The organism is Vibrio olivae, assembly GCF_042428525.1.
In the GTDB taxonomy this organism is placed as follows: domain Bacteria; phylum Pseudomonadota; class Gammaproteobacteria; order Enterobacterales; family Vibrionaceae; genus Vibrio; species Vibrio olivae.
On record NZ_JBHMEP010000001.1, the window covers coordinates 713,489 to 725,382 of the forward strand.

General features: G+C 45.1%; 11 protein-coding genes. 7 read left to right on the forward strand and 4 right to left on the reverse strand.

The features are described from left to right. The first annotated feature begins 12 nt into the window (after positions 1-12). The gene (locus tag ACFFUV_RS03355; protein WP_390189670.1) at positions 13-1,215 is read left to right on the forward strand and encodes an NnrS family protein; all 1,203 of its coding nucleotides are present in this window, start codon (positions 13-15) and stop codon (positions 1,213-1,215) included. Positions 1,216-1,289: 74 nt separating this feature from the next. Next, positions 1,290-1,685: a nitrous oxide-stimulated promoter family protein gene (locus ACFFUV_RS03360; protein WP_390189671.1), complete on the forward strand. Its 396-nt coding sequence runs from the start codon at positions 1,290-1,292 to the stop codon at positions 1,683-1,685. Between the two features lie 339 nt (positions 1,686-2,024). Here the strand turns inward: ACFFUV_RS03360 and ACFFUV_RS03365 are convergent, their stop codons facing one another. Beyond that, on the reverse strand, positions 2,025-3,467 hold the full coding sequence (locus tag ACFFUV_RS03365; RefSeq protein ID WP_390189673.1) for a sucrose-specific PTS transporter subunit IIBC: 1,443 nt from the start codon (positions 3,465-3,467) through the stop codon (positions 2,025-2,027). 235 nt (positions 3,468-3,702) lie between these two features. On the opposite strand from ACFFUV_RS03365, the gene ACFFUV_RS03370 reads away from it, so the two are divergent. From ACFFUV_RS03370 to ACFFUV_RS03380, 3 genes are all read left to right on the forward strand, one after another. Further along, positions 3,703-4,692 carry a LacI family DNA-binding transcriptional regulator gene (locus ACFFUV_RS03370; protein ID WP_390189674.1) on the forward strand — a complete coding sequence of 330 codons (990 nt, stop codon included), beginning with the start codon at positions 3,703-3,705 and terminating at the stop codon, positions 4,690-4,692. Between the two features lie 337 nt (positions 4,693-5,029). Next, positions 5,030-6,373: a carbohydrate porin gene (locus tag ACFFUV_RS03375; protein ID WP_390191818.1), complete on the forward strand. Its 1,344-nt coding sequence runs from the start codon at positions 5,030-5,032 to the stop codon at positions 6,371-6,373. A 263-nt stretch (positions 6,374-6,636) separates the two neighbouring features. Beyond that, positions 6,637-8,268, forward strand: coding sequence for a glycoside hydrolase family 32 protein (locus tag ACFFUV_RS03380; protein ID WP_390189676.1), 1,632 nt, complete (start codon positions 6,637-6,639; stop codon positions 8,266-8,268). 56 nt (positions 8,269-8,324) lie between these two features. Here ACFFUV_RS03380 and cscK read toward each other — a convergent pair whose 3' ends face one another. Together cscK and ACFFUV_RS03390 are read right to left on the reverse strand one after the other, a co-directional pair. Beyond that, on the reverse strand, positions 8,325-9,248 hold the full coding sequence (cscK, locus tag ACFFUV_RS03385) for a fructokinase (RefSeq protein WP_390189678.1): 924 nt from the start codon (positions 9,246-9,248) through the stop codon (positions 8,325-8,327). Between the two features lie 138 nt (positions 9,249-9,386). Next, positions 9,387-9,863 (reverse strand): hypothetical protein, encoded by a 477-nt coding sequence (locus ACFFUV_RS03390; RefSeq protein ID WP_390189681.1) that lies wholly within the window; start codon positions 9,861-9,863, stop codon positions 9,387-9,389. A gap of 125 nt (positions 9,864-9,988) precedes the next feature. Here ACFFUV_RS03390 and ACFFUV_RS03395 point away from each other — a divergent pair, with 125 nt between their 5' ends. Together ACFFUV_RS03395 and ACFFUV_RS03400 are read left to right on the forward strand one after the other, a co-directional pair. Further along, positions 9,989-10,846: a patatin-like phospholipase family protein gene (locus ACFFUV_RS03395; RefSeq protein WP_390189683.1), complete on the forward strand. Its 858-nt coding sequence runs from the start codon at positions 9,989-9,991 to the stop codon at positions 10,844-10,846. Between the two features lie 123 nt (positions 10,847-10,969). Further along, positions 10,970-11,263 carry a putative quinol monooxygenase gene (locus ACFFUV_RS03400; protein ID WP_390189685.1) on the forward strand — a complete coding sequence of 98 codons (294 nt, stop codon included), beginning with the start codon at positions 10,970-10,972 and terminating at the stop codon, positions 11,261-11,263. A gap of 47 nt (positions 11,264-11,310) precedes the next feature. Here the strand turns inward: ACFFUV_RS03400 and ACFFUV_RS03405 are convergent, their stop codons facing one another. Further along, complete coding sequence (locus ACFFUV_RS03405) at positions 11,311-11,865, reverse strand: TetR/AcrR family transcriptional regulator (RefSeq protein WP_390189687.1); 555 nt, start codon at positions 11,863-11,865, stop codon at positions 11,311-11,313. Positions 11,866-11,894: the final 29 nt, after the last annotated feature.

Consider the following 11,894-nt stretch of genomic DNA (forward strand, 5'->3'; position numbering starts at 1 on the left):
ATTCGATTAAATATGCTCAATATCACCGATAAATCTGTGGAAGAAAGAATTACGCCTATTTTACGGTTAGGGTTCAGACCATTTTTCTTGTTTGGCGGTTTTTATTCAATTATAGCGATAGGGATATGGGTCTATGCGTTTCAGTATGGTCAGCCTTCGCAACTGAAAGTCCCTGCCTTGTGGTGGCATGTGCATGAAATGTTCTTTGGTTTCGCCATGGCTATTGTGGCGGGATTCTTATTGACAGCAGTGCAAAACTGGACCGGTGTGAATGGCACAAAAGACAAATGGTTGGCTGTTATTGTAACGCTGTGGACATTGCCAAGAGTGTTATTTTGGACTGATACCCCTCTGTGGATCACTTCTTCCGTTGAATCGCTATTTTTGGCGCTAGTTGCCTATGAGATTTCTTTTCGTGTGATGAAAACGAAGGGGTATCGTAATCTCATCTTTTTACCATTTTTTGTATTAGCTATCGTAGCAAACTTTGCGAGTTACGCGACGATTAAAGGCATGCCTCCGTTTCCATCTAATGCTGTGTGGCAAGCGATGTTGTGGTGGTTTGTATTACTTATTTCGATCATGGGGGGACGTGTCATACCTTTCTTTACTGCTCGTCGTTTTAACTTTGAAAAACCAACGCCGCTATTGTGGTTAGACACGATTGCCAACGTACCGTTAGCCTTATTGTTTGTTTTAAGCTTCTTTCCGCTAACAAATCTACAGATGAGTCCTGTGATTATGTTATTCGCCGCGGTTACACAAATGGTTCGCTGGTTGCGCTGGCAGCCATGGAAAACGGTAAAGGAACCGCTAGTCTGGTCGCTGCATTTAACTTATGTTTGTATTCCTGTGGGGCTGTCGATAAAAGGATTAGTCGGATTAAATCTCATTTCTAATGGTTTGTATGTATCGCACAATATGCTGCATATCATTGCAATAGGTACGATAGGCGGGCTTATTTTATCGATGATTAGTCGTGTGACAATGGGTCATACTGGTCGCATGATCTATCAAGGTCCGAGTATGTGGCTTGCCTTTATTGCCATTGTGTTCGCAGCGATCGTGCGGGGCTTTGGGGTGAGCTTCTGGCCACAGCATATTATGATGATGGTAAACATTGCCGGAGGCCTCTGGGTACTCGCATTTAGCTTATTTGTCCTGAAATTCGGAACCATGCTTTTAAAGCCAAGAGCAGACGGCCACCCCGGATAACTAAATTCATAGATTGAAAACTTTAATTGAGATATAGGCTATGAGGATTTCAAAATGACTTTTAGGTATACCGTATGTCTTCAAAATTGTTAGTTGGTGCCTTAGCCACTGAGTTCAAGATGGTCTCTAAAATGATAGATCTTTATTGTGCTGCCCATCACAATACGAATAAGGCCTGTGACACTTGTCAAAGCTTAAAAGAATACGCTGAAATGCGATTGGATCGCTGCCCATATGGAGAGAGTAAACCAACCTGTAATAAGTGTCCGATACATTGTTATAAGAACGCTGAAAAAGTGCAGATGCGGTTAGTTATGCGTTACTCTGGCCCTTGGATGTTATTCACTCACCCCATACTGGCAGTGCGACATCTCATAAATGAAAGGAAATCAGTCCCAGACAAGCTTGTTCCGAAAAACTCAAATCGGCATAAACGGCTGAGTAAAAGCGATGCCAAACGCATTTTGTAAGCGGCTTGATAGATACTGGCATGGGTAACTCCCACCTGCTTAAAAAAGAATTTAACTAACTTTATGAAATTCTAATATTCATTTCATTATCGATTAGTGTCTAGCGGTACGGATCAAAGCAATTTGTACCGCTAATTTTTCACATCAAGTACAGTGAACTTTCCATACTTGAATTTATTCGTAATTTGCTAATTTAATAGAAACTCTAACTTAGAATTATCCAAAAGCGAGTTAGCAGGTAATTCAATTAAAGTGGCTACATTCAGAGAACAAAAAAGCGCCCCGATGGGGCGCTAAACATCAAAATCAGACAGCGGTTTTGATGTGAGGGGGAAGCGGTTACGCGGTTGCTTGTTTGGCGATTTTAATCCCGCGATTACGCATGCTTAAGCCAAGTGTCACCACAAATGAGACGACGAACGCGATAAGCATACCGATGACGTAGTAGCTAATTTTGTTCGGTGCAATTGAGATAATACCGGGTAGGCCAGCAGCACCAAGCGCTTGTGCTTTAACGTTGAATAACGTAATAAACGCACTGGCGATCGCCGCGCCAATGATCGCAGCAATAAATGGGTAGCGAAGCTTTAAGTTCACACCAAACATGGCAGGCTCCGTAATGCCAAGTAATGCGGTGATGCCAGAGGGGAGGGCGATACCTTTTAATTTCACATCTTTGGTCGTGAAGGCCACGGCGAGTGAAGCCGCCCCCTGTGCAACGTTAGACATCGCAGCAATTGGGAAAATAAAGGTGCCACCTGTGGTTGCAATATCCGCGAGAAGTTGAGTTTCAATGGCGATAAAACTATGGTGCATGCCGGTGATAACAAACGGCGCATACATAAAGCCAAAAATCGCGCCGCCAACAAAGCCTGCAGAATCATAAAGCCAGTTCAGTCCGTCTCCAAGTAAGAAGCCAACATCACGTGTGGCGGGCCCCACAAGAGTAAAGGTGAGAAAACCGGTAATAAAGATAGCGAGCATCGGGGTCAGTAGATTATCCAATACCGCAGGAACAATTTTACGCAGCCCATTTTCGACTTTAGCAAGAATGAAGGCGCTAACAAGAACAGGAAGTACCGAGCCTTGATAGCCGACTTTTTCAATCTCAAAACCAAAGATGTTCCAAGTTGGTACGGTTCCCGTTACGCTGGCACTGCCAAAGCCCCAGCCGTTAAGCAGGTCGGGATGAACCATTAACATACCAAGTGCAGCGCCTAAAAATGGGTTGCCACCAAACTTTTTGCTGGCCGAGAAAGCCAATAATACCGGCAGATAGACAAAAGGAGCGTTAGCAAAGGTATTGATCATACTGGCGAGATCCGCCAAACCGGGATTCGCTTCAATGAGGGATTGACCATCAATGAACAGACCTTTGGCGGTCAAGACGTTGAATAGCCCCATCAGTAAGCCTCCAGCAACGATCGCTGGAATGATTGGAACAAAAATGTCTGATAAACCTTTTACCGCTTTTTGGACGATATTCTGTTTATCAGCGCCAGCAAGTGCGACATCGTTTGTCGACATCTCACCCATGCCGGTCAATTTGACCATTTCCGCATAAACTTTATTGACGACGCTCGAGCCAAAAATAATTTGATATTGTCCCGCGACTTGAAATTGGCCTTTCACTCCGTCCAAGTTTTCTATCGCTTGTTGGTCAACAAGATTGTCGTCTTTTAAGGCAAGACGAAGCCGAGTGGCACAGTGCGCTAAAGCTTGGAGGTTTTCTTTTCCGCCAATAAGCGCCAGCAGTTCTTTTGCAATGATTGGATAATTCATTCCATACCCCGTAGGTGTTCGCGTTATTGTTGTTATTGACTGTTGAGCTTATTTTCGGGAACGTTTGCAATGCGGATTTTTATTCAATTGCATCTTGAGGTCAAAATAGATTCATAGTTTCTGTGAACTTGATCAGTGAGAATTTGATAAATATCTGATCAAACAGTAGCTTTTCTTCATCAGTTTGATAGCGTTTAGCGATCGTTTCCCGTAATACAGAATGGAAGTTGGGTTCATGGCAAGTCTGCATGACGTCGCTCGATTGGCTGGCGTATCAAAATCCACCGTTTCTCGCGTCATTAACAATGAATATGGCGTAAAAGAAGCCACCAAGATAAAGGTGATGCAAGCGGTTGAAGAGTGTGGTTACGTGGTTAATCAAGTTGCTAAGGATTTGAAATCACGAAAAACCAATTTGGTGGGGGTGATTGTCCCTCGGGTCTCTTCTTATGCCACTGCTTTGGGCGTCGACGGGCTGACGGCCGTTTTTGAAAAAGCGGGTAAGCACGTATTGCTGGCCAATACTCAGCAGAATAGCCACAAAGAGATTGAATTCATCCAGCTTTTTAATCAAAAACGCGTCGAAGGCATTATTTTTTATGCGACGCATATCGATAAAGCATTGGTGGAAGCAATCCAACGTTCCCAAGTGCCTGTGGTGCTAGTTGGTCAAGATGGTTCGTTATTTAATATTCCAAGTGTGGTGCATGATGATGTTCGTGTTGGGTACGAAGCCGGGCGAAGATTGACTGAGAAGGGCTGTAAGCAGATTGGCTTTATTGGTGTGGATGAATCGGATCTTGCCGTTGATAAATTGCGCTCTCAGGGCATGAGTCAATACCTCGAGGCTCAGGGGCTCGAACCGTTGGTGTTTCATAGCCACGGGCAATTCTCCATTGAATCCGGTTATCAGCAGATGAAGAGCCTGTATCAACAGTATCCACATACTGATGGGATTTTCTGCGCCACAGATAGGATCGCAATCGGGGTTATCAAGGCTCTCAAAGAGTTGAATGTTGAGGTGGGAAGCCAGGTGAAAGTGCTTGGCGTGGGGAATGATGAATTGAGTATTGTCATTTCCCCGAGTTTATCAACATTTAGTTATGCTTTTGATAAAGCAGGAGAAAGTAGCGCAAAACTTCTCTTGAGCCTTATCGAGGGTGAACATCAGGTCATGAGCAAAGTCGTACTCAACTTTCAAAATGTTGATCGGCAAACGTGCTAACAACCCCACATGCCATTCTAGTTTAGCCGCGATTACTCGCGGCTTTTTTATGCACCTCGTTTAATTCTAACTATCACAAATCATGAGTGATTCGTGAGCCACTTACCATTCTTTGATGATTTTTTGGTAACGTTCCCGAAATGTGTTTTATAGTCGCCGCAGTTGCCACTAAGTACATGCTGGTGGACAAGAACAACATTGGCTGTGATGCCAGTGCATCCACGTTGATGCGATTTCGGGACCGTTTGCCCAAATCCGAAATCAATGAACGACATGAATGTGGAGAAATAAAATGAAAAAAAGCAATATGTATTTAGCGTGTAGCTTAGTGTTAGCTATGTCTGGTGGTGCGTTAGCGGATACCAATATGGCTGACTTGGAAGCGCGAATTAATCAACTTGAATCACGCTTGGCTGAAACTGAACAACAAGCCGATGCTGCGCAGCAGCAAGCGGCAAATTTTGAGTTTCATGGCTATGCTCGCTCAGGACTACTCAGTAATGATGAGTTTTCTGGTGCCACCGGCACTGGTGCGTACATGAGCGCGGCAGGGGCACTAGGTGCATCGGTAGGGCGCTTAGGTTTAGAAGATGATCATTATGTGGAAGCAAACCTAGTCCACAATCGCGTCACAGATAACGGTTCAAAAGCTTATTTTAAAATCATGCTCGCAGACGGTGTTGAAACGAATAATGACTGGGCGCCAGATGACAGTGATCTTAATGTACGTCAGTTGTATACCGAGCTCTCAGATTTAACCTGGTTTAGTGGTGCATTTGAGCATGCCAGTATTTGGGCTGGAAAACGGTTTGACCGAGACAATTTCGATATCCATTTTGTTGACTCAGATATTGTTTTCTTAGCAGGTACCGGAGCCGGGATCTACGATATTCAACTGAGTGAGAATTGGAAAGCCAATGTCTCTATCTACGGGCGAGACTTTGGGACTATCGACAGCGCGAGTACGGATGTTGAAAACTATATTGCGACCATCAATAATCGTTTTGGTGCTTGGCAACTGATGTTGAGCGGTATGCATTCTGTCGATAATGACAATCGCACTACCGATAGCGCATCGCCAACGCAACGTGCAGAAAAAGGGGTACATGCCCTGCTGGCCTACCATGGTGATAACTTCTATGGCCTAAGTGATGGCTTTTCAAAAACAGGGGTTTTATCTGGAGTGGGGCTTGGCAGCGAGCTTAAAGGCATAGGCTCAAATGGCAACCTCAATGACGATGCAAAAGCAGTACGCTTCTTTACCTACGGTGCCACCAATTTTGCTGATAACTGGCGTATTGCACCATCGTTAATGGCTGAAGTCAGTGAAGATAGGGTAAAAGAGAACGACCAGTTTAAATGGGTTTCTGCTAACGTTCGCCTTGCGCAGGTATTTAATCCCAATTTTGAAATAGTCTACGAAGGTTCGTATCAATACATGAATCTCGATAATACGGCTGATCAAGCGAAAGGCTCATTTTACAAAGTCACGCTCGCACCGACACTCAAGCTGTCCACCGTAGGCGGATTTTTTGACCGTCCAGAGCTGCGCTTTGCGGTAAGTTACGTGGATTGGAGTGAAGCACTTGATAACTACTCTGTGAGCCTAGCGTCCGATGCATCAACGATGGGTAACGGCGGGGAAGCATTGTTTGCTCTGCAAATGGAGACTTGGTTCTAATCGAACGAACGTGCACCGAGCGCTGGCGCGTTACGGTGCACTCTATCTCAATAACGGTTTTACTTAGCCGCCTTTAAACTTGTTAAGCGTGATAGGGTAATGGCACCGCCATACTTTCGCCTTGGCGTTGATATCCAGCCGTTGTTTAAGGGTATTTTTGTATTATTTATGACAAGTCGAGCATTCTCTTTGAGGATTTGTCTTGTCGAGTTTGAGGGAATTGGTTATCTTTGCAATCGTTCCCGGTTTTAGGTTTGTAGTCAATGTCTATTCACGATCTCTTTGTTTTCTGTGGTGGTTTTGGCAATGTCACGCGGCTGCTCTTTACGGATGAGCAGTTAATTTTGGCGTTGAGCAATCCGCAAGCGGAGCCCAATCATCCGCTATTTATTCAATCCCAAAATGTGGGCGGTGAATGTCAGTGGGTATTTGCGCGAACTGATGACATGACTTCATCTCAAGCGATGGCGATCAGTCAGTGTTTGGCGGAGCGCCAAAAGAAAGACGCAAATACGATGAGCAATCCAGTAGCGAGTGTATTTCGTCCTGCATGGCATGTCTCCCCGCCACAAGGGCTGCTCAATGACCCCAACGGATTTATTTACCATAATGGCCAATATCACCTTTTTTATCAGTGGTACCCGTATGGTTGTGAACATAAAGATAAGCACTGGGTGCAACTGACCAGTGACAACCTTATTGACTGGCAATGGCAGTCAGTGGCTTTGACACCTTCCGCTTGGTTTGACAGTCATGGTGTGTTTTCTGGCCATGCTGTCAGTGACGGTGATACCTTGTATGCCTACTATACCGGCAATACTCGGGTAGGGGCCGAGCGTGTGCGCCAAACAACGCAATGCGTTGCTGTGAGTAAACAGGGGGGAGCATTTGAAAAACTGGGCCCAGTGATTCATGAACTCCCAGAAGGCGTAACGGAGCATATTCGTGACCCAAAAGTCATCGAATATGCCGGGCGATGGTGGATGATTCTTGGGGCTCAGACTACCGAACTTAAAGGGCGTCTGGCCGTTTATCACTCAAGTGACCGCTTGAATTGGCAATTTTCTGGTCTGTTTGGTGAGGAGTTGGGGGAGTTGGGCTACATGTGGGAATGCCCAGATCTATTTGAACTCAATGGCCAGCAATTTGCGATGTTTTGTCCGCAAGGCATCGACTCACCTAACGCATGCCACAGCGTAGAGCATCACAATGGAATCGCTAAGCTGACATTACAATCCGAGCCGTTCAACCTGACGCTTCGTGATTTCCAAACCCTTGACCATGGGTTTGATTTCTATGCGCCACAGACCATGCAAACACCCGACGGACGTCGAGTATTATGTGCGTGGATGGGGCTACCTGATGATGTCGACCACCCCAGTGTTGATGAAGGGTGGCTTCATCAATTGACGTGCTTGCGTGAGCTAGAGTATCGCGAAGGGCGTATATATCAGAGACCAGTTCGCGAGTTAGACGCTTTGCTTTGTGAGCAGCGAACACTGTCATTGAATGAGTCATTGTGCGACCTTGGTACGCAAAGTTTTGTCCTTCGTATGATGCTTAAATGGGGACAAACGTTGAACCTATTTGAAGGCGATGGCTATCGAGTGCAGTTAAAAGCCTGTAGCCAAACACGCTGTTTAGTTTTAGATCGCACTAATACGCTTAATCGCTCTGCGGATACCATTCGCCAACTTCCTTTGGCGTGTCAGGAGATTGAGATCAGTGCTTTTGTTGATACTTCATCGCTCGAGCTTTTTATTAATCAGGGAGAATACGTGATGACGTCACGTGTTTTTGCTTCCCCAATGTCTACCTGTGTCTCATTGCTTGGTGGTCAAGAAGTTGCCGAGGTTCACACTGTCGAACCGAGTATGCCACCATTTAGTGGTTAATTATCAGATAACAAAAAGACCTCGATGTTGATTCTCGAGGGCTTTTTTATCTCTGATTATTTTAGGTAGGAGAGGAGCGTAGTTTGAGTCGGCAGTGCCGTCATTGCGCCTTTCTTCGTCGTGGCCAGAGCGCCGCAGGCATTCGCAATATGCACCGCGTTAAAGATCGTTTCTTGGCTTGCCCAAATATTGGTTTTTGCAAGTTTAGCCAGCAATCCGCCAACAAACGCATCGCCTGCACCCGTTGTATCAACAGGAGTTATTGCTTCGCCACAGATTAACGTTTGTTGACCTTCAAACACAACAATGCTGCCTTTTTCGCCTTGCGTAATAAGAGTTAATGTGTTGTTGAATTCCTCCAGTGCCTTGATACCCGCCTGTAGTGATGATTTACCAGTGAGCAGTAGCAACTCGTCATCAGAGAACTTAACCACATCCGCCAACGCAATCGCTTGGCGTACAACAGGAATCATCTCACTGGGTGAAGCCCATACCTCTTCACGTAAATTAGGGTCGAAGCTGACGTAACCACCGGCCTTTTTGATTGCATTCATGGCTGAGAGCGTTGAGCTTCTACTTGGTTCATTCGCCAAGGCGATTGAGCATACGTGGAGCCACTCATGTGGTTTAAAAAGAGGGATGTCAGAGGGTTGCAGGAATTGGTCAGCACTGGGTTTGACCATAAATGTAAAGCTTCGCTCTCCACTTTCATCAAGTTCGACAACAACGGTTGACGTGCGATGAGCAATATCAAGAAACAGGTAATCCGTATTCACGTGCTCTTGACTCAACGTCTCTTTCATGAAGTGTCCAAACGGATCATCACCGACTCGGCCAAAAAAAGCTGCATCGCCGTTGAGCCGAGAGACACCAACCGCAACATTGGCAGGCGCGCCCCCTGGGCATTTTAAATAGGTATTTTTCTGGTCTGGAATTAAGTCAACGACAGCATCGCCGGTGACCCATACACGATTGGTCATGGATATCATCATTATGTGATTCTGGAATTTACTATGATCGCTGAACCGATTTAGTCTCGCAATGAAAAGCAGGTTACAGCGCGAAAGAATGTGATCTAAAACATGCTATTGTGAGGCGTTACATTCTTTTTGTCCACCTTATGAAACTTTAATTAAATCAGTATGATATGTTGAAAATTGAATATCAGCGTGTGTGAATCTAGCCATTGGTGCTTGATGACGGGAACGATACCATTCTACTGGCATTTTATCGATTAACTTGAGCGATTTTAACGTCTGGTATTCAGCGTTTGAAATCAACACAAACGATAAGTAGTTGGCGAGCAGTTGTTCAAGTGAGGTGAGAGAAAAATCTTGATGATGAGCAAGGGTTTTGATTTTTCCAATCAGAGTTTGGTGCGGAATGGCAGGGATCAATTTGGCCTGCTTTCTATCATCCACTTGATCCGAGGAGGCAACCTTATCGCGCATTTTCTGCCAATCGGCTTTTCCTTGCTGGGTGATGTATTGGTGGCGAAAGCAAAAATAGGGAAGTAAAAAACGTTCAATGCACTGCCAGCGCTCAGCTTTTACTTCTAAATAGATGTGTTGAAGTTCTATATCTTGGCCAGTCATCGTCTTCTATGTTGAAGTCAATAAGTTTCGGCGAGTATACCATAGCCAAAGTTGATTAAACGTGTTTGGTGACAGGTAATCTATGCGGTAAAGTATCAAATCCAATGATGCTCAAGGAGATAACTGTGTCTGTAGGACCCAACGCACTGGTTGTTGAAGGTGGAGCGATGAGAAGCATCGTTTCATGTGGCATATTAGATAGCTTTCTCGCCAAGCAGTTTTCCCCTTTTGATAGTTTTTGGGGCGTATCAGCAGGTGCAAATAATTTGGTTGCCTATCTTGCAAACATGCCAGAGAGGAATCTTAAGGTTTACCTGGATTACAGCTGTCGTAAACAATTTATCAAGCCTAGCCGCTTCGTCCGTGGCGGTGATCTTATGGATTTGGATTGGATGTGGGAGATCTCGTTAAGAGAGTTAGGCCTTGATCTTGACGTGCTCAGTGAGGAGAAAAGGCCTCTTTTTATTACCGTGACCCGCCAAAGTGATGGTCAAGCTCAGTATCTAACTCCGGACCCAAAAGACATAGCACAAGTGATGAAAGCCAGTAGTGCCTTGCCTATTTTATATCGTAATGGCGTGGAACTGGATGGTGTTAGATATGTCGATGGTGGTGTTGCAGATGCACTGCCAATTCAGGCTGCCATCGAACAGGGAGCGAAGAATATTATGGTACTTCGTAGCCGACCAGCTTCTTATCGTAAACCTAAAGCCAAATGGCGCGGCTTAACTCGCCGTTTGCTCAGAGAGACTCCTGGTTTGGTTGAGCCAATGTTAACGCGTGATGTACGCTATAACCAAGCGCTTTCATTGATCGCTCATCCACCACAGGGCATCAATATCATGCAGTTTTGCCCTCCAGAGGATTTTAAACTTAAGCGTTTAAGCCGTGATAGTGAGCCGTTGAAAAGGGCATATCAACTCGGTGTTGAAATGGGGGAGCAGGCAATAGAGACATGGAACCGCCAAGTGGTATTCAAGTAAGTTTTAGTTAGGCATCATGCAAAATTATGGTGAATTCTCAACGATAGGCTCCAGCTGAGTGAAAATTTGTGCGTATAATACTGAATTAGAACCAGTTTATTTTCATTTCGTTGAGGAACTATTATGTCAAACCCATTGGTTGTTGTTGCTAGGCTTGAAGTGAAAGTAGGGCATGTTGAATTTGTCAAAGAACAAGCTGAGCAACTTATTGAATTAACTCGAATAGAGCCTGGTTGTTTAGAATACGTTCTTCACCAAGATAACGATAATCCTCATCTGTTCATGTTCATCGAGCGGTGGGAAACCAAGTTTTATCTCGAAGCCCATCTTGCCTCTATTCATATGCAAGCCTTCTCCGCGGCTATCGAAGATGTGTGTGTCAGTTTGTCCATTAACCAACTCTCGGTTATTGCGTAAACTCTGCAGTTCAACGCCGCTGGTCTAGGTTAATGGATGCTTACTAATTATTGGTGCTGTATGAGCATCGGCTCAATCAGACGAATGCAGATAGCGGCGCTGTGCGTTTCTCCATTGACGTAAGCGCGGCTGATCGCCCCTTCTTTGACGAGACAGATCGCTTCAATCAGATCAGGTTTTGCATGGTGAAGCCTTGTGCTGATCAAGTGTCGCACCTTGTCTTTATGAGCTTGGCAATACTTGAAAATATCACTTTCAGGATCGGCTATCTCAGCGGATGTATTGGCAAAAAAGCAACCGCGAAAATCCCCTAGAGGACTGCAGTTCTCAAACCACTGCTCTAACGCAGTAAACAAGCTCGTCACTAACGCCTTATCCGAATTTGCCGTCGCGAGACAAGACTCAAGCCAAGAGAGGAAGCGTTTATCTCGCTGTTCTAGTGCCGCTAAAATCAGCGCATCTTTACTCTGAAAGTGGTTATACAGCGTCTTCTTCGCGATACCTGATACTTTAAGCACCTCATTAATCCCGATGGAGTTTACGCCATGTTGGTAAAACAGGTCGAGTGCCGTATCGATAAGTTGTTCACGTTTACTCTTCATCTGAAATCTCCTTGTGAATTTTTATATTG

Coding starts and splice junctions, on each gene's coding strand:
- cscK (WP_390189678.1), bottom strand. CDS start 9,248: ATGACCAATCGTGTATGGGTCACCGGCGATGCTGTCGTTGACTTAATT.
- ACFFUV_RS03370 (WP_390189674.1), top strand. CDS start 3,703: ATGGCAAGTCTGCATGACGTCGCTCGATTGGCTGGCGTATCAAAATCC.
- ACFFUV_RS03365 (WP_390189673.1), bottom strand. CDS start 3,467: ATGAATTATCCAATCATTGCAAAAGAACTGCTGGCGCTTATTGGCGGA.
- ACFFUV_RS03360 (WP_390189671.1), top strand. CDS start 1,290: ATGTCTTCAAAATTGTTAGTTGGTGCCTTAGCCACTGAGTTCAAGATG.
- ACFFUV_RS03375 (WP_390191818.1), top strand. CDS start 5,030: ATGTCTGGTGGTGCGTTAGCGGATACCAATATGGCTGACTTGGAAGCG.
- ACFFUV_RS03390 (WP_390189681.1), bottom strand. CDS start 9,863: ATGACTGGCCAAGATATAGAACTTCAACACATCTATTTAGAAGTAAAA.
- ACFFUV_RS03400 (WP_390189685.1), top strand. CDS start 10,970: ATGTCAAACCCATTGGTTGTTGTTGCTAGGCTTGAAGTGAAAGTAGGG.
- ACFFUV_RS03380 (WP_390189676.1), top strand. CDS start 6,637: ATGTCTATTCACGATCTCTTTGTTTTCTGTGGTGGTTTTGGCAATGTC.
- ACFFUV_RS03405 (WP_390189687.1), bottom strand. CDS start 11,865: ATGAAGAGTAAACGTGAACAACTTATCGATACGGCACTCGACCTGTTT.
- ACFFUV_RS03355 (WP_390189670.1), top strand. CDS start 13: ATGCTCAATATCACCGATAAATCTGTGGAAGAAAGAATTACGCCTATT.